The sequence below is a fragment of the Gemmatimonadaceae bacterium genome (assembly GCA_035606695.1).
GTDB lineage: Bacteria > Gemmatimonadota > Gemmatimonadetes > Gemmatimonadales > Gemmatimonadaceae > JAQBQB01.
This window is the reverse complement of sequence record DATNEW010000036.1, coordinates 122,536-139,183: the sequence shown is the minus strand read 5'-3', so window position 1 is coordinate 139,183 and position 16,648 is coordinate 122,536. Positions and strand designations below refer to the sequence as shown.

Genomic DNA, 16,648 nt, shown 5'->3' with positions numbered 1-16,648 from the left:
GATCCAGGTCACGAAATCGATTGATGCCCGTGGCGTTGGATCGAGCCTGCGCGACGCCGCGCAGTCGTGCACATTCGGAATCGATGCCGATTCCGTGTCTGGCCGCCCAGGGACCCCAGGGAGCGATTCGTGAAGATCGCCGTCCAAGTACAGCCGGCGAACGGAATGCCGCAGGAAGTCGAATATCGCTGGGACCCCGATACCGAAATCCTCTCCGCACAGCTCCTGCCGCCCGCCACGGGCGAAGGAATGTCCGGATCGGTGGGCCTCGAAGGCAGCGACGGGTCGTGGCTGATCCTCGACGTGTCGGCCGGGCGAATCAACGGCGTCGAGATCGCGGTGTGGCCGGACGTCAGGCAAATGCCGTCGCTCCAGCCTCCGGCCACGGTGGAGGACGCCAGAGTCGTAGTGCCGTCGCGCCGTTCGCAACCCGAGATTGCGTCGCTCGAGAGTACAACCAGGCTCATCGCGGAAGCCGACGCGGCGCAGCGCAACTTCCACTTTCGCGTCGGCAAGCCGCGCGAGACGCGCACCGTGCGCCTTGCGCGAGATCTACTTCTCGATCTCGACGAGAAGAGCCAGATTTCAGGTCTCTGGCTGCTGAATGTTCCTCCGGCCCCTCTTTGATGATTGTTCCGCACTTCGGCGCTACGCACCTGCGCTCGGAATACCGCAGCGGCAGCTATTTACCGCGGAGCGTCGCTCCGCTCGCACCTTCGCTCGGAATGCTGTGATAACAACCATTGTCTTGATCCGCGTCGATCCTTCGCTCATTCCTACCGCGGCGAACATGCTCGCCGGTGTGGACGGGGTGACCGAGGTGTACTCCGTCTCCGGCGACTGGGATCTCGTCGCGATCGTCCGCGTGCCGCAGTACGACCAGATCGCGCGCGTGGTCACCGAGATCTTTCCGACGGTGCCCGGCATTCAACGTACGCAGACGCTCACCGCCTTCCGCGCGTACTCGAAAAAAGACATTCAAGCCGCCTGGGACATCGGCGTCGAGTAGCGAGCATACTCATGGCGGATCGCGCGGGAGATTACATCGCCGGATTGTTCAGCGCCGAGGATCAGGTGCTGGCCGATTTGCGTGAGGAGGCGGATCGCACCGGGCTGCCCCCGATCGCGATTTCCGCCGACGAAGGACGCCTGCTGCAAGTCCTCCTCACCGCTATCAACGCGCGCCGCGTGCTCGAAGTCGGCACGCTCGGCGGCTACTCGGCGATTTGCATGGCGCGCGCGCTGCCGCCCGGCGGCCGGCTGCTCTCGATCGAAATCGAAGAGAAGCACGCCGCGTTCGCACGGCGCCACGTGGATCGTGCGGGGCTCACGGACCGCGTCGAGATTCGCGTCGGCCGCGCGCTCGACGTGCTGCCGTCGCTCGACGGCGAGAAGTTCGACGCGATGTTCCTCGACGCCGACAAGGAACCGTTGCCCACGTACTTCGATTGGGCGCTGCGACTCGTGCGTCCCGGCGGATTGGTCATCGGCGACAACGCGCTGTGGGGCGGCCGCGTCTACGAGACGAGCGACACCGACGAGCGCACGCGCGGCGTGCGTGAATTCAATCGCCGGCTCGCGACCGATCCGCGCGTGCTGGGCATCATCGTGCCGACGCACGACGGAGTGGCGGTCGCGGTCGTGCGATGAGCGCGCGGGAGGGAGAAAGGCAAGGCGAGCCGCGCGCGACGGGCGATCATTTCTCCGAAGTGTCGGCGGCCTACGCTGAGTTTCGCCCGCATTATCCGCCTACGCTGTTCGAGTTTCTGGCGTCGCGTCCCGCGAAACGCGTCTGTGCGTGGGATTGCGGTGCCGGATCGGGGCAGGCGACGGTCGATCTCGCCGCATGGTTCGATCGCGTGATCGCGACCGACGTCAGCGCGACGCAGATCGCGCGCGCGCCGCGGCATCCGCGCATCGAGTGGCGCGTCGAGCCGGCGGAGCAGACGACGATCGATGCGGGCAGTATCGATCTCGTCACGGTGGCGACGGCGCTTCACTGGTTCGATCATCCACGATTCTACGCCGAAGTGCGGCGCGTCGCGGCGCCGGGGGCCGCGATCGCGGCCTGGGTCTACACGCCCGCGCGAATGGATGGCGAGGCAGGCGTGCTGCTGCGACGCTTCGCGCGCGAGACCGTCGGTGCGTATTGGCCACCCGAGCGGCGGCACGTCGACGAGGCGTACGCCAATGTGCCGTTTCCCTTCGAGCGAGTCAGTGCGCCCGATCTCGTGCTCTCCGAGGATTGGACGCTGGATCAGCTTGCCGGCTACGCGCGCACCTGGTCGTCGACGGCACGGTACGTCGCGCGGCATGGCGTCGATCCCGTCATCGAGCTGTCGGCGCAGCTTGCAACGGTGTGGGGGCAGCACGAGCGGAGGCGCATCGAATGGCCGCTCGTCATTCTCGCCGGGAGGGTCGCGTGAGCGCCGTTGTCGCTTGTCGGCCCGCACGTTAGTCTGGACCAAGCCGATGTCCGCCCCCGTCTTCGATCCGTCGTTTCGCGGCGCCGTGCGCGTGCTGGCGCAGCTGCTGCCCGGAGCGGCGCTCGCGTCCGGTACTGAGCCGCCGCTCGAGGTGTCAGCGCGTCCGACGGAGCCCGCGCGGACGATCAGCACGATCGTGATCGAGGGCGGCGCGATGCGCGCCCACCGGGTCTTCGACGCGCCCACGGTCGGCATTGCCGCGTTTCTCGACGGCACGCAGGTGAGCCGCACCATCTTCGCGACGGACGAAGGCATTCCGTTCATCTACGGCACCGTCGCCGCGGTCATTCGCGAGCGGCGCAATCGCCGCCTCTACACCTGGCGGCACCTCGTGTGGCACCGGCTCTACGCGCCACGCACACGGCTCACCGCGGAACTCGTCGAGCGGCTCGAGGCGAACGGGATCGCGGTGCGCGACGTGACGGCGACGGAAGACGGAGCGCCCGTGGGCGATCATCCGCTCGCGTGGCGCGACGCGGCGATCCATCTTCTGCAACGGGATCGTGAAGCGGCGGAGCAGGAGCTGGCGGTCGACTGGTGCGGGCGCGAAGAGCGTGTGCTGTTGATCGACGGCGGCATCAGCGGCTCGGAGCGTGTGGCGCACGCGAGCTGCGCGATCGGCGTGATCAAGAGTCATCGCACGTTGTACGCCGAAGGCGAAGCGTTGGCGCGCGTGTTCGGGTTGAAGAAGGGCGAGCGCTCGAGCGTGTTTCGCGTGACGTCGCCCAAGCGCGCGACGGTGGCGAGCTGGTACTTGCGGATGCGCGATCGCAGCGGGATCGATCCGATGTGGGGGCTCGTCCGGGTGGAGGTGGCGTATCCGGAGCGCGCGGACGAGCCGCCCATCGGGCGGCGCGCCGACCTGGTGTCGCGCTGGATTCTGGCCGAGGCGGCGCCGACGGCGCTGCCGGACGGGCGGTGGGACAAGATGGTGTACGGGATTCGGGACTGCGAAGAGTTCCTGCGGGCGGTTGTATGAGATATGGAATAATAGAATATTTAATGTCATATTGGTACTAATTCGATGATCGATTCCGTCGATTCCAAGCCGTCGCCCGCCGCCGCGCCACTCGGCCGCGTCGTCGCTACCGAGCGCAAGCCCAACACCCCGCACGAATTCCATTTCTGGACGGCGCTCGACTCGCCGGTCGGGATCGGGACGATCGTGCGGGTGGACGGCGAGCAGCCGGTGAACGGGCACATTCCGCGGATCTACGGCATCGTCGTCGAAGGCTTCAGCTACACCGATCTCCAGACGCCGCTGCACGATCTGCTCGGCCACGACGGTACGCCGGACGGCGCGTCGCTCGCGGCGACGCAGCGCACGGAGATCCGTCTCTACTCCGCGGCCGTGCTGCGTCAGGTGCCGGAGGAGCCGCTCCAGCCCGTTCCGATGGGCCGCGTGTTTCTGGCCGACGATGCGGACGTCGCGATCGGCCTGCGCATGGACGGCTACCTGAAGGAAGATTCGCGCACCGGCATTCCCGTTGGTGTGTATCGCGCCGGCGGCACCGACGCGCCGATCTACCTCGATGCAGATTTTCTGATTGGCCCCGAAGCCGCGCACTTGAACATCACCGGCGTCTCGGGCCTGGCCACGAAGACGAGCGCCATCGAATGGATTCTCTCGTCGATCTTCGCGCACTTCCCGGAGAAGAAGGGATCCGTCGCCGCGGTGTGCTTCAACGTGAAGGGCCCCGACCTCTGCTTTCTCGATCAGCCCGGCCAAATCGGCGAAGAGGACAAGGCGCTGTACGAGAAATGTGGCGTGCCGGTCGGGCCATTCGAGAACGTGCAGTACTTCGCGCCGTTCAAGTCCGACGGCTACTCGCTCAACACGCTGCGCTCCAACGAGCGGTTGCTGCACAACGTCTCGCCGCTCACGTGGGGACTGCGCGAAGTATTGCAGTATGCCGAAGTCCTGCTGAACAAGGACGACGTGGACGCGAAGGCCGATGCGCTCATCGATTTCATTCGCGAGCGGATCGTCGATCGCGAGTTCAGCGACCAATTGCTTGGCAACAAGACGTACCTGGTGCGCTCCTTCGCCGACCTCGAGGAATGGTTCCGCGACGTCCTCTCGGCGCTCGAGGGAAAGAACAGCGACGGATGGCGCACGCATCATGTGGCGACGATCCGCAAGGTCCGAAATCGTCTCTCGAACATCTCGACGCGGTGCGCGGGGTTGGTGACCGACGACGGCGCCGTCAGCGATCTGCCGTTCGGGAGCTTTGCGGATCGTACGGTGTACGTAATCGACGTCGCCTCGCTCGAGGAGGCCGCGCAGGATCTGATCTTCGCGCGCGTCGTCACGAAGCTCCGCGAGCATCTCGAGAAGCGCGACCTGGGCGTCAATCACGTGGTGGTGTTCGTCGACGAGCTGAACAAGTACGCACCAAGCGATGGGCAGGATACCTATGTCAGAAAAATGCTGCTCGACCTGGCGGAACGCGGCCGATATCTCGGCCTCGTGCTGTTCAGCGCGCAGCAATTTCGGTCGCAGGTGCACCGGCGCGTCGTGGGCAACTCGGGCACCGCGCTCTATGGCCGTATGGACGCGGACGAACTGGCGACCCCGGGCTATTCCGTGCTCAGTCCGGCCGTGAAGACCAAGCTGGCGACGTTGGAGAAGGGACAGTTGATGGTGCGGCATCCGCATTTCACGCAGCCGATCTTCGTGCGCTTCCCACGGCCCGCCGTGATGCGCGGGCGTGATGGCGCGGAGTTGTATCCCCAGGCGGTGGACGTGGACGTGGACAACGCGGTGCTGCGCAGCCTGCGCACGCTCGATCCCTCGATCACGCTTGGCTGGGTGCAGGACGCCGTCGGCCTGCGCGAAGATGAGGAAGTTATAAAGGCGCGCAACACGGTGCTTCGGGAGCGCCCGGCGGACGTGAAGAAGTTCTTCCTGGCGCAGCTTCGCCCGATCGCCGCGGCAAAGACCGTGGCGCGCGTTCCGACCGCGGCCATTCGCTCGGCGCCCGCCGACGACCCGTACGGATTCTAGTTTTCATATGCGCGCGCGGTCCTGCTGGAATTTCGCTGGCGCTTTCGCGTTCATGATCGGTGCCGGGGCGCACGCCTCCGCGCAGACGATCACGCTGGCGATCAAGCCGCGCGTCGGCGATACGCTGCGCATGCGGCTCGACCAGGAAAGCGAGATGACCGGCGTTCGCAAGACGACCGCCGGTGAGCTGAGCGCCATGGTCATGACGACCATGAAAATGTTTTCGCGCGCGATCGTCGAAGGGGCGAACGAGGCGAGCACCGCGGTACTCGCGGTCACGGACTCGGTGCGTCTCTCGACGACGGACGATCATTCGCGCGCGGCCGCGGCGCTCGCCGAAGCGCAAATGAGCGGACAGCGCGTTCGCTTTCGCGTGTGGCCCGACGGCACCGTCGGGATGCTGAGCACGGGCGACGGCGCGCCAAAGGAAGTGGCGCAGGTCGTATCGCTCATGCCGGCGACGTTCCCGAAGAGCGCGATCAAGGTTGGCGAGAGTTGGATTCGCGAGATGCCGCTGCCGGACGGCACTCAGATCGGCGCGCGCCTGTCGGGGAAGCTGCATTGCACGTTCCGGCTCGACTCGCTCGCGCACGGCGGGGAGTGGGCATTCGTCTCGATGCGCGGCGAGATGCAGCCGGCGCAAGGCCCGGGGTCGACGTCGAACACGGTGCTGGAGAGCGGCATGGTCAACGGCACCATGCTGGTCGATCAGAAGCGCGGGTGGCTCACGGAGTCGTGGTTCAACATCGTGGTGAATTCGCTGCAGACCTTTGCGCCGGCGACCGGCATACTGTCGATGCGTGTGCATACGCGCATTACGCAGCACATGCATACGTTCGAGCGAAAGAGCGCTGACAAAGAGCGCTGAGGGTTAGATTTGAGGCTGTCATCCCGAGCGAGCGGAGCGAGTCGAGGGATCCTCTTCGCTGCGGAGCGCTGCGGAGGGCTCCTCCGTCGGGACGGGGGTCCCTCGACTCGCTGACGCTCGCTCGGGATGACACCTTTTTAACAGCCGCATGCGCCTGGTCCATCTCTCCGACTTACATCTCGGCTACCGGCAATACCAGCGGCTCACTCCCGGCGGCGTCAATCAACGGGAGGCGGACGTCGCCGCGACCTTTCGCACGACGGTCGACCGCGTCATCGCGCTCCGACCCGATCTGATCGTCATCGCCGGCGACATTTTCCATACAGTTCGACCGACGAACCAGGCGATTCTGCACGCGTTCATGCAATTCGCGCGGCTCAGAACATCGGTGCCCGACGCGATCGTCGTGCTCGTCGCCGGCAATCACGATACGCCGCGTTCGTCGGACACCGCCGGCATCCTCAAGCTGTTCGCGCAGCTCGGCATCACCGTCGTCGATCGCGATGCCGAGCGACTCGTGTTTCCCGAGCGCGAGCTGTCGATTCTCGCGGTGCCCGACGTGCCGGGCATCTCGCGTCCGTCGCTCACGCCGGATCCTGACGCGCGCTTCAATGTGCTCGTACTGCACGGCGAGGTCGAAGGCATGTTGCCGGCGGCGATGGCGATGTCGGATCGCGCGGCGCTCGAGATTTCGAAAGAAGAGCTGGGAGCCGCGCGCTGGGACTACGTCGCGCTCGGCCACTATCACGTGTATCGCGAGATCGCGCCGAACGCGTTTTACTCCGGTTCGATCGACTACACGAGCGCGAACACGTGGGGCGAACTGTACGAGGAGCGCGTCGCGGAGACTGGCGGCAAGGGGTTCATCGAGCGCGATCTCGCCACCGGTCGTCACACCTTCCATTCGTTGCCGTCGTCGCGGCCGCTGATCGATCTGCCGCCGGTGAGCGCGCGTGGTCTGTCACCGGCCGAGCTGGATGAGCGCATTCGCGGTGCGATCGACGCGTGGGACGGCGGCATCGACAACAAGATCGTGCGTCTCGTCGTGCGTGACGTGCCGCGCCACATCGCGCGCGAGCTCGATCACAAGGCGATTCGCGACTACAAGCGGCGCGCGCTGAATTTCCATCTCGACATTCGACGGCCGGAGCTCAATCGATCGAAGGAATCGTCGAGCGCGCCGGGCAAGCGGCAGATGCTCGATCTCAAGGACATCGTCGCGGACAAGCTGCGCAGCCGCCCACTGGATTCCGAGGTCGACCGCGACGTGCTCGTCGCGCGCGCGATGGCGTACATCGACGACGCGTCGTCGATCGCGGCGCCGCCCGCGGCCGCGGCATTGGTCGACGACTGATGCGCCTCAATCGCCTGCGCCTCTGCAATTTCCGCCAGCACCTCGACACCACGATCGAGTTCGACGCGGGCATCACCGGCATCATCGGCCCGAACGGCGCCGGCAAGTCGACGATACTCGAGGCGATCGCGTGGGCGCTGTACGGCATGCCCGCGGCACGCGGCACGCGTGAATCCATTCGGTCGTATCGCGCCCCGGCTCGCGCCTCGGTCAAAGTGGAGCTCGACTTCGAGCTTGGCGGCCATCGCTATCTCGTGACGCGCGGGCTGACCAACGCCGAGCTGTATCTCGACGGCGCGACGCAGCCCATCGCGACGTCGATCAGCGGCGTCACCGACCTGCTGCGCCGCCGGCTCGGCATGAGCCATGAGGAATTTTTCAACACGTACTTCACGGGCCAGAAAGAGCTTGGCGTGATGGCCGCCATGGGGCCCGTGGATCGCGCGAAATTTCTCTCGCGCGTGTTGGGCTATGAGCGGCTGCGCGACGCACAGGATCTGGTGCGTAAACGGCGCAGCGCAATCGAGTCCGAGGCCAAGGGCCTCCGCGCGGGGATGCCTGAGAGCGAGGCGGTCCATCGCGCGCTGGTCGATGCCGAAGCGCGCGTACACGTGGCGCAGGACCACGTCGCGTCGACGCACGAGCGACGTTCGGGCGCCGCACGTGCGCTGCAGGAGATCGCGCCGCGATGGGAAGCGATGCAGCGTGAGCGCGATCAGGTGCAAGCGATCGCATCCGAGCTGCGCGTGCTCGAGAACGAACGCGCCGCCCGGCAGCGCGACCTCGAGCGCATCGAGCGCGATTGCGCGGAGGTCAGTGCGGCGCGCGAAGAAATCGCGCGACTCGTCACGGAGCTCGTGCCGCTGCCCGCACTCGAGGCCGAGCTGCGCGACCTGGAGCGTGCGTGCAACGAGGAAGCGCGCCGCGGCACGCTCACCGATTCGTTACGCGTGCTCGACGAAGAGCTGACGCGGCTCACCGTACGGTTGTCGAAGATCGCGACCGCGCCGGCGCTCGAGACCGAAGCGAATGAAGAGCTGACGAAAGTGCGCGCCGAGTTGGAGACGGTGCAGCGCGAGTTCGAGGCGCGGCAAACTGATTGGACTCGCGACGCACAGGAAGCGGAAACGAAGCGGCAGTCGCTGCTCGATCACTTGCGCGACGTCGAAGCGCAGCGGAATCAGATCATCGAGCTCGGCGAAAGCGGTACGTGCCCCATTTGCGCGCGGCCGCTCGAGACACACTTTCGCACCGTGCTCGAGTTCCTCGACAACCAGATCGAGGCGATCACGGTCGACGGAAAGTACTATCGCGCGCGCATCGAGCAGCTCGCCACCGTGCCGGCCGAGGTGGCGGCGCTCGACGAGCGGCGAAAGCTGTTGTTCGAAAACGTCGGAAAGCTCGAGCGTCGTCTGGCGAAAGTGCAGGCCGCGGTTCAGGAACTTGCCACACTGTCGCGCGACGTCGAGTCGAAGACCGAACGTCGCGACGCCCTCGAGCGCGAGCTCGCGACGACGTCGGCCACCGTGTACGACGCAGGCCGCCACGCCGAAGTTCGCCGATTGGTCGAACGATTGACGCCGCTGTCCGCGCGCGTGACGCGGTTGTCGGCGCAGATCGAGCGCGAGCCGCAGCTCGATGCCGAGCGCGTGCGCACGCGCGGTGTGCTCGATGAGATTCGGGTGAAAGTCGAGTCGCTCGGAGCACGGCGAGCGGAGATCGCGTTCTCCGAACAATCGTTCGCCGATCTCCGCGAGGAGTACGAGACGGCGGCCGGTGCACTGCACGACGCGGAGCTCGCGGCGGTGGCCGCGGACAGCGAGATACAATCCGCTCGGCTTGCGTTGCTGGCGGCTGACCAGGCCAGAGCGGAGCTGGCCAGGGCGGAGGCGCGGCTCGGTGATTTGACGCGCGAGCGGCGGTTGCACGACGAGCTCGACCGCGCGTTCGGCGAGATTCGAACCGATCTCAACCAGGAGATGCGTCCCGAGCTGTCGGATCGCGCGAGCAGCTACATTCGTGAGCTCACGGACGGCCGGTACTCGGAGATCGAGCTGGATGACCAGTACAACATCATCGTGCTGGAGGACGCCATCCCCAAACCCGTGATCTCGGGGGGCGAAGAGGACCTGGCGAACCTGGTACTTCGCCTCGCAATCTCAGAGATGATCGCGGAACGCGCGGGACAGGCATTTTCGCTGTTGATCCTCGACGAGGTGTTCGGCTCGCTGGACGAGACGCGCCGGCACAACGTGGTGGACTTGCTGCGTCGGCTGCAGGATCGATTCGAGCAAGTCATTCTGATCACCCATATCGAATCGGTGCGCGAAGGGGTGGATCGCACGGTGGTCGTGCACTACGACGAGGAGACCGGCACGTCGCGCGTCGAGACGGAATCGCCCGATGGCGGAACGTCGATGGATGTGCGCGCGGGTGCGGCCGACTGATGGCGACCTCACGGTCGTGGCGCCAGCATCCGGTCGAAGGACCGTTTCGCGCGAGGCTCGACGAGATCGGCGAGCTGAATCAGGTCTTCAGCGATTCGTTCACCGAGCGCTATCGCCGCGACGGCATGGTTGGCGTGCGCGTACCGTATCTGAATCCGGCGATCTGGCGATACGCGATCGAGGATGCCGACGACGGGGCGATGATCTGGCGCGATGATCGCGGCCGGCTCGTGGCGTTCAACATGGTGCATCGCTCCGGGATCGAAGGGTGGATGGGTCCTCTCGCCGTGCGCACCGAATATCAGGGCGCCGGAACCGGAAAAGAGATCGTCGCGCGGGGCATCGAGTGGTTGAAGGCCCAGGGCGCCACCGTCATCGGGCTCGAGACGATGCCGCGCACCATGGACAACATTGGCTTCTATTCGCGGTTGGGCTTTCTGCCGGGCCGGCTGACGATCACGTCGACGATCGACGCGGCGTACGGCGAATCGCCGACGGCGCTGATCGGCCGACTGCCTCCGGGCGCGCGGGACGATGTGATGGACGAATGTCGCGCGCTCGTCCAGCGGCTGCTGCCCGGCTACGACTACACCCGCGAGATTCGCCTGACGTCCGAGCTGCAACTCGGCGACACGGTGTTATTGTACGCGGCCGGGCGATTGGTCGGTTTTGCGTTGGCGCACACGGCGCCGCTCGTCGAAGGCCGTGCGCGCGAGGAACTCCGGGTGCTCAAACTCGTATTAGAAGACGAGACGCACTTTGTGGATCTCGTGCGCGCGGTGTCGGACTACGCGCGCCGCAGCGGAACCCGGCGCGTTGCCATTCGGTTGCAGGGCGAGTATCTCGCGGCGTATCAACGAATCATCTCGCTCGGCGGCCATGTGCGCTGGACGGACCTGCGCATGTCGTTCACGGATTACGAAGAGAAACGCCCGCGAACCGGGCTCGTCATATCGAACTGGGAGATTTGACGTGCCTTCCCCCCACTCCCGCGGCCCCCGTATGCGTTCAACATCCTTGCGTGTTCGAGCAGTGATCCTGACGCTCGCCATGGTCGCGGCGTGCGCGCACAAGAATTCCCCCAACGAGGAGCTGGAGCCGCCTCCGGATCCGATCGCGTTGCACGTGAAGAATGAGAATTTCCTCGACATGAACGTGGCGGTGGTCGCGAACGGCGTCTCGCGCCGGCTTGGTACGGTGTCGGGCAACGGCGCCGGAACGTTCAGCATCGCGTACAACGTGGCGAGTGGTCAGCTGATCACGATCACCGCGACGCCGATCGGGGGGCGTGGGTACGCGTCAACGGGTGGACTCAGTCTGAGCCCGGGGCAGGTCATCGAATTCCGCGTCGCGTCGCAATTGCGACAGAGCGCGGTGGCGGTGCACGATCCGTAACGGCGAAGGCTCGTCGCGCGTCTGTCTGCCGCGGGTTACGCCGGCGGTTTCGGGTGTCGTCGATCGCCGCGCACGACAATGCGCCAGATCACGATGAAAACGCCGAGCGTGAGTAAGAGATGAATCCATCCGGGTCCGTCGAACGCGAGTGCGCCGATTCCCCAGATGATGATGAGTGCAATGCCAACGAGTAATCCGAGATCCATTGATTGACCGTTTGCGTGTTGGTCTCTAAATTGCCTTTGTGGAAGATAGAAGCAACTTGTCGGGACGGAGAACTCCGTTTTTGAGCCAACAAGTCCTTCGAGTGGGTTCGATAATCTGTCACTGACGTCACGCCCCCAGTGCGGGGGAAGGCGGTAGGTTGGCGGTGAGGGCCTCATTATTCGACTGGGCTTCATAAAACCCTCTCCGGACCGAATTCTCGAACCCCGCGGGTCACACCGCGGGGTTCGTCTTTTGTGGGCGTATGGGCGTACGGGCGTATGGGCGTATGGAAGACGCCCATACGCCCCGACGTCCAGACGCCCATATTTCATTCATGCCGAACACTCCCACCGTCACCATCACGCGGCGGCTGCAATTCAACGCGGCGCATCGCGTCCACAATCCCGCGCTCTCCGACGAGGAAAACCAGCGGCTCTTCGGCAAGTGCAACAATCCGAACTGGCATGGCCACAACTACACGCTCGACGTGTCGGTGTCCGGCCCAGTCGATCCGCGCACGGGCTACGTCATCGACCTGGGACGGCTCAAGCAGATCGTCGAGCGCGAGGTCGTGAACAAAGTCGACCACCGCAACTTCAATCTCGAGGTGGACTTCATGCACGACGTCATCCCGACGACCGAGAACATCGTCGTCGCGATGTGGCGCGTGCTGGAGCCGGCGATCGCTCCGGCGAAGCTCCAGCGGCTCGTGCTGTGGGAGACGCCGAACAACTACGTCGAGTACGACGGCGCATGAGAGGAGCGCACGCCGTGTCGCTTCGCACGGCGGTGGTGACCGGCGCGTCTCGCGGCATCGGCCTGGCCGTCGCGCGCGAGCTGGCAGCGCACGGCGCACGCGTCATGATGATCGCGCGCGGCGAGCGCGCGCTCGAGGCGTCGGCCGACGCGATCGGCGCATCCGCCATTCCGTTCGCGTGCGACGTCTCCGACGCCCGCGCCCTCGACGACATGGTCGCCGCCGCGAACGATGCCTTCGGCGGTTCACCGGATCTTCTCGTGAACAACGCCGGCCTCTTTCGATTGTCGCCGGTGCATGAAACCACCACCGACGAATTCGCCGAGGCGCTGGATGTCAATCTCGTCGCGCCGTTCCGGCTCGTGCGCGCGTTTCTCCCGGCGATGCGCGACCGAAAATCCGGCCACATCGTGACGATCGGCTCGATCGCCGACCGCGTCGCGTTCCCCGAGAACGCCGCATACGCCGCGGGAAAGTTCGGCCTCCGCGGCCTGCACGAAGTGCTCCGCGCCGAGGTGGCGAAGAGCGGCGTGCGCGCGACGCTCGTCTCTCCCGGGCCGGTCGATACCTCGCTCTGGGATCCGATCGATCCCGACAACCGTCCGGGTTTCAGCCCGCGCGCCACCATGCTGCGTCCCGATGCCGTCGCACGCGCCGTGCTCTTCGCGGCGACGCAGCCGGCCGACGTCAGCATCGACGAGCTCCGCCTGTCCCACAGCTGACAGAATATTAGAGAATGCTCATTGCGCTCGTCGACATGCTTCGATGCCCCAGAACGCACGATGAGACGTGGCTCGTGGCTTCGATCGACCGCGCCGAACGCGGCGACATCGTCGACGGCACGCTTGGCTGTCCGATCTGCATGACCGAGTACCCGATTCGCGACGGCATCGTCTGGTTCGACGACGATGCACCGCGCCCGCCGTCGGCAGCGCCCAACGAGGCGGAAGCCACGCGACTCGCCGCCGCGCTCGATCTCACCGATCCCAAAATGGTGGCCGTGCTTCACGGAGACTGGGGCGCGCATGCACCGTTACTGCCGGGGCTCACGCCCGCCCCGATCCTGCTCGTCAATCCGCCGGCGGACATCGTGACCGGCGACGGCGTGTCGATCGTCGTCGCGAATCGCGCGCCGCTCGCGCGGGCGTCCGTCGATGCCGTCGCCATGGCCGCGGCGTCGAACGAAATGGCCGGCTCGCTCGTCGCCAGTCTTCGCGCGGGCCGTCGCATGCTTGCCCCCGCATCGATGAGCGTTCCACCGAATTTCACCGAGCTCGCGCGCGACAATGACGTGTGGGTCGCGCAGCTCGACGCGCAATTCGTGACCAGCGCGCCGATCATGCCGCTGAGGCGCGCGCGGTGAAGAACGGGAACGTGTTCATCGCCGGCGGCACGGGCGTCGTCGGCCGGCGCGTGATCCCGCTGCTCGTCACGGCAGGCTACCAGGTGAGAGCGGCCGCGCGCTCGACCGAGAGCGCCGATCGCCTGCGCTCACACGGCGCCGAGCCGGTGGTGGTGGATCTGTTCGATGCGGCTGCGTTGCGGCGCGCAGCGGGCAAACCCGACGTCGTGATCAATCTCGCGACACACATGCCGTCGAGTACGACGAAGATGATGTTCCCGTGGGCGTGGCGTGAGAACGATCGTGTGCGGCGCGAGGGCGCCGCCAATCTCGCCGCCGCGGCTCGCGCGACGGGCGCCGACTGCTACATCCAGGAATCGTTCGCGCCGATTTACGCGGACGGTGGCGACGAATGGATCGACGAATCGTGGCCGGTGGCGCCGGCGCGCTACAATCGTTCGACGCTGGATGCCGAGCGCGCGGCGAACGAGTTCACGCGCGCGGGCGGACGCGGGATCGTGCTGCGATTCGCATTCTTTTATGGCCCCGATGCGTTCACGACGCGCGAGATGATCGCGATGGCGAAGAAAGGAACGTCGCCGTTGCCCGGTGCGCTCGACGCGTACGTCTCATCCGTCTCGCACGACGATGCAGCGTCCGCGGTGGTGGCCGCAATCACTGCACCGTCGGGCACCTACAACATCGCCGACGACGAGCCCCTCACGCGTGCCGAGTGGCTCGACTCGCTCGCCGCGGCGCTTGGCGTGGCGCGCCCCAAACCCATGCCGAAGTTGTTCGAGGTACTCGGCGGGTCGAGCGTGGCGCTGCTTTCCCGGTCGCAGCGCATGTCGAATCGCAAATTTCGCGACGACACGGGTTGGCGTCCTTCGACGCCGAGCATGCGCGACGCTTGGGCTGACCTCGTGCGTCAGCCGTGAACCGGCTCGGCCTCCGGCGCGCCTGCTTCGTAGAGTGAGTCGATGAGGGGTTTGTAGGCTTTGTCGACGACGCGACGCTTGACCTTGAGGGTCGGTGTCAGCTCGCCGCGCTCCACCGAAAAGTCGTGCTCCAGGAGACCGATCTTCTTCGGCATCTCGAAGTGCGCGAGGTTCGCGACCTCGCGCATGACTTCCTTCTCCATCTTCGCGCGGATGGTGGGCATGGCGAGGAGCTGCGCCCGGTCGGTCCACAGGATGTCGTGCGTCTTCGCCCATTTCTCGAGCGAATCCCAGTTCGGCACCACGAGCATGACCGGAAACTTGCGCTTGTCGCCGATCATCACCGCCTGGCTCACGTACTTGTTCGTCTTGACTTTGTTCTCGATCGGTTGCGGCGCGATGTTCTTGCCGCCCGCGGTGACGATGATGTCCTTCTTGCGGTCGGTGATCGCCAGGAATCCGTCGCGCAGCTCGCCGATGTCGCCGGTGCGGAACCAGCCCTCGGCGTCGATGGCTTCGGCCGTCGCGGTCGGCTTGTTGTAGTAGCCTTTCATCACGTGCGGTCCGCGCGTGAGGATCTCGCCGTCGTTGGCGATCGAGATCTCGACGCCGGCAACCGCCTTGCCGACGGTGCCGATGCGGAAGTCCGCCGGCGTGTTGACCGCGATCACCGGCGACGTCTCGGTGAGGCCATAGCCCTCGAGAATCACCAGGCCTGCCGCGTAGAAGAACTTGTTGATCTCCGGCGCCAGCGGTGCGCCGCCGGACACGAAGTATCGCAGCCGGCCGCCCGTCCGCGCCTGCAATTTAGAGAATACTAATTTCTGGGCGATGCGGTATTTGAGCGCGAGGAACCCCCGCGGCGTCCCGCCGGCGAGCGTGACGTTCGCCCACGCGTCGGCGACGCCGCGCGCCCAGAAGAAGATGCGCTTCTTGGCGCCGCCGCCCGACAGCGCGTTCTCGAGCACACGCGCATACATCTTTTCATAGAGCCGAGGAACCGACAGCACCAGCGTCGGACCCACTTCCGTCATGTTGAGCGGCACCGTGTCCACCGACTCGGCGTACGCGATGCTCGTGCCCGTGGCCAGCATGAGATAGTGGCCCGCGTTGCGCTCGAAGATGTGCGACAGCGGCAGGAAGCTCAGGCACGTGTCGTCGCCGCCGAACGGAATCGCCGCGCGCCCCGCCTCGACGTTGGAGTAGATGTTGTCGTGCGTGAGCATCACGCCTTTCGGCTCGCCCGTCGTGCCCGAGGTGTAGATGATCGTGGCCACGTCGTCCGGCCGCACCGCGTCGGCGCGCGCGCGATGCGCGCGCCGACGCTCTTCATTGTCCACGTTCGCGCCGGACGTCTCGAGGCTCGCGAGCGTCAGGTCGGCGCCTTCGGGCGACGCGGCGAACGTGATGATGTGCCGCAGCGCGGCGCACTCGTGGCGTATCTCGAGAATCTTTGCCGCCTGCGATTCGTTCGAGACGAAAATCGCGACCGCGCCGCAGTCGCGCAAAATGTACGCGATCTGATCGGGCGGCAGGTTCGGATAGATCGGCACATCGGTCACGCCGATCGTGAGGCAGGCGTAATCGGCAATCGCCCACTCGGGACGATTCTCCGACAGCAGCGCGATGCGGTCACCGCCGCGCACGCCGAGCTCCTCGAGACCGAACGCCGTGCGACGCACCCGGTCCAGCAGCTCGGCATGAGAGATCGGCTCGTAGCGGCCGTTGCGCTTGACCTGCAGCGCGTTCGGCTTGCCAAACTTCTCGACCGCCTGGAAGAACAACTGGTTCAGCGTGCCCGGCGCGGAATTGCGTGGTCCGCCGCTGGCGATCATGTGTCCTCCGGA

The 16,648-nt window shown here is 65.9% G+C and carries 17 protein-coding genes; 15 read left to right on the top strand and 2 right to left on the bottom strand.

Annotated elements, in window-relative coordinates:
• Window positions 1–129 precede the first annotated feature (129 nt).
• The 11 genes from VN706_20385 (at window position 130) to VN706_20335 (ending at window position 11,557) form a co-directional block, all read left to right on the top strand.
• A complete protein-coding gene (locus VN706_20385; GenBank protein HXT18001.1) occupies window positions 130–627 on the top strand; it encodes a hypothetical protein in 498 nt (165 codons plus the stop codon).
• Between the two features lie 103 nt (window positions 628–730).
• A complete protein-coding gene (locus VN706_20380) occupies window positions 731–1,009 on the top strand; it encodes an Lrp/AsnC ligand binding domain-containing protein (GenBank protein ID HXT18000.1) in 279 nt (92 codons plus the stop codon).
• An 11-nt stretch (window positions 1,010–1,020) separates the two neighbouring features.
• Window positions 1,021–1,650, top strand: coding sequence for an O-methyltransferase (locus VN706_20375; protein HXT17999.1), 630 nt, complete (start codon window positions 1,021–1,023; stop codon window positions 1,648–1,650).
• Window positions 1,647–2,426 (top strand): class I SAM-dependent methyltransferase, encoded by a 780-nt coding sequence (locus VN706_20370; protein HXT17998.1) that lies wholly within the window; start codon window positions 1,647–1,649, stop codon window positions 2,424–2,426. The genes VN706_20375 and VN706_20370 overlap by 4 nt, the downstream gene beginning before the upstream one ends.
• A gap of 46 nt (window positions 2,427–2,472) precedes the next feature.
• Window positions 2,473–3,465, top strand: a complete 993-nt coding sequence (locus VN706_20365) for a hypothetical protein (GenBank protein HXT17997.1) — start codon at window positions 2,473–2,475, stop codon at window positions 3,463–3,465.
• Window positions 3,466–3,510: 45 nt separating this feature from the next.
• Window positions 3,511–5,493 carry a hypothetical protein gene (locus VN706_20360; GenBank protein HXT17996.1) on the top strand — a complete coding sequence of 661 codons (1,983 nt, stop codon included), beginning with the start codon at window positions 3,511–3,513 and terminating at the stop codon, window positions 5,491–5,493.
• 52 nt (window positions 5,494–5,545) lie between these two features.
• Window positions 5,546–6,361 carry a hypothetical protein gene (locus VN706_20355; GenBank protein HXT17995.1) on the top strand — a complete coding sequence of 272 codons (816 nt, stop codon included), beginning with the start codon at window positions 5,546–5,548 and terminating at the stop codon, window positions 6,359–6,361.
• 148 nt (window positions 6,362–6,509) lie between these two features.
• Window positions 6,510–7,715 carry a DNA repair exonuclease gene (locus VN706_20350; GenBank protein ID HXT17994.1) on the top strand — a complete coding sequence of 402 codons (1,206 nt, stop codon included), beginning with the start codon at window positions 6,510–6,512 and terminating at the stop codon, window positions 7,713–7,715.
• Complete coding sequence (locus VN706_20345) at window positions 7,715–10,162, top strand: SMC family ATPase (protein HXT17993.1); 2,448 nt, start codon at window positions 7,715–7,717, stop codon at window positions 10,160–10,162. The genes VN706_20350 and VN706_20345 overlap by 1 nt, the downstream gene beginning before the upstream one ends.
• Window positions 10,162–11,133, top strand: coding sequence for a GNAT family N-acetyltransferase (locus VN706_20340; GenBank protein HXT17992.1), 972 nt, complete (start codon window positions 10,162–10,164; stop codon window positions 11,131–11,133). Before VN706_20345 ends, VN706_20340 begins: the two co-directional genes overlap by 1 nt.
• A gap of 61 nt (window positions 11,134–11,194) precedes the next feature.
• Window positions 11,195–11,557, top strand: a complete 363-nt coding sequence (locus VN706_20335) for a hypothetical protein (GenBank protein HXT17991.1) — start codon at window positions 11,195–11,197, stop codon at window positions 11,555–11,557.
• A gap of 35 nt (window positions 11,558–11,592) precedes the next feature.
• Here the strand turns inward: VN706_20335 and VN706_20330 are convergent, their stop codons facing one another.
• Entirely contained in the window at window positions 11,593–11,763 is a 171-nt protein-coding gene (locus VN706_20330; protein HXT17990.1) for a hypothetical protein, read from the bottom strand.
• 335 nt (window positions 11,764–12,098) lie between these two features.
• Between VN706_20330 and VN706_20325 the strand changes: the two genes are divergently transcribed.
• From VN706_20325 to VN706_20310, 4 genes are read left to right on the top strand one after another with little or no spacing between them, the layout of a single operon-like run.
• Window positions 12,099–12,521 (top strand): 6-carboxytetrahydropterin synthase, encoded by a 423-nt coding sequence (locus VN706_20325; GenBank protein ID HXT17989.1) that lies wholly within the window; start codon window positions 12,099–12,101, stop codon window positions 12,519–12,521.
• 14 nt (window positions 12,522–12,535) lie between these two features.
• Window positions 12,536–13,243: an SDR family oxidoreductase gene (locus VN706_20320; protein ID HXT17988.1), complete on the top strand. Its 708-nt coding sequence runs from the start codon at window positions 12,536–12,538 to the stop codon at window positions 13,241–13,243.
• A gap of 14 nt (window positions 13,244–13,257) precedes the next feature.
• Window positions 13,258–13,884 (top strand): Trm112 family protein, encoded by a 627-nt coding sequence (locus VN706_20315; protein HXT17987.1) that lies wholly within the window; start codon window positions 13,258–13,260, stop codon window positions 13,882–13,884.
• Window positions 13,881–14,801, top strand: a complete 921-nt coding sequence (locus VN706_20310; protein HXT17986.1) for an NAD-dependent epimerase/dehydratase family protein — start codon at window positions 13,881–13,883, stop codon at window positions 14,799–14,801. Before VN706_20315 ends, VN706_20310 begins: the two co-directional genes overlap by 4 nt.
• Here the strand turns inward: VN706_20310 and VN706_20305 are convergent.
• Window positions 14,792–16,636, bottom strand: coding sequence for a long-chain fatty acid--CoA ligase (locus VN706_20305; protein ID HXT17985.1), 1,845 nt, complete (start codon window positions 16,634–16,636; stop codon window positions 14,792–14,794). The genes VN706_20310 and VN706_20305 overlap by 10 nt on opposite strands.
• Window positions 16,637–16,648 lie beyond the last annotated feature (12 nt).

What these genes read in the sequence shown, in the direction of transcription:
- VN706_20375 (HXT17999.1), top strand. Translation starts at nt 1,021, where the DNA reads ATGGCGGATCGCGCGGGAGATTACATCGCCGGATTGTTCAGCGCCGAG.
- VN706_20370 (HXT17998.1), top strand. Translation starts at nt 1,647, where the DNA reads ATGAGCGCGCGGGAGGGAGAAAGGCAAGGCGAGCCGCGCGCGACGGGC.
- VN706_20365 (HXT17997.1), top strand. Translation starts at nt 2,473, where the DNA reads ATGTCCGCCCCCGTCTTCGATCCGTCGTTTCGCGGCGCCGTGCGCGTG.
- VN706_20360 (HXT17996.1), top strand. Translation starts at nt 3,511, where the DNA reads ATGATCGATTCCGTCGATTCCAAGCCGTCGCCCGCCGCCGCGCCACTC.
- VN706_20355 (HXT17995.1), top strand. Translation starts at nt 5,546, where the DNA reads ATGATCGGTGCCGGGGCGCACGCCTCCGCGCAGACGATCACGCTGGCG.
- VN706_20350 (HXT17994.1), top strand. Translation starts at nt 6,510, where the DNA reads ATGCGCCTGGTCCATCTCTCCGACTTACATCTCGGCTACCGGCAATAC.
- VN706_20345 (HXT17993.1), top strand. Translation starts at nt 7,715, where the DNA reads ATGCGCCTCAATCGCCTGCGCCTCTGCAATTTCCGCCAGCACCTCGAC.
- VN706_20340 (HXT17992.1), top strand. Translation starts at nt 10,162, where the DNA reads ATGGCGACCTCACGGTCGTGGCGCCAGCATCCGGTCGAAGGACCGTTT.
- VN706_20330 (HXT17990.1), bottom strand. Translation starts at nt 11,763, where the DNA reads ATGGATCTCGGATTACTCGTTGGCATTGCACTCATCATCATCTGGGGA.
- VN706_20325 (HXT17989.1), top strand. Translation starts at nt 12,099, where the DNA reads ATGCCGAACACTCCCACCGTCACCATCACGCGGCGGCTGCAATTCAAC.
- VN706_20315 (HXT17987.1), top strand. Translation starts at nt 13,258, where the DNA reads ATGCTCATTGCGCTCGTCGACATGCTTCGATGCCCCAGAACGCACGAT.
- VN706_20305 (HXT17985.1), bottom strand. Translation starts at nt 16,636, where the DNA reads ATGATCGCCAGCGGCGGACCACGCAATTCCGCGCCGGGCACGCTGAAC.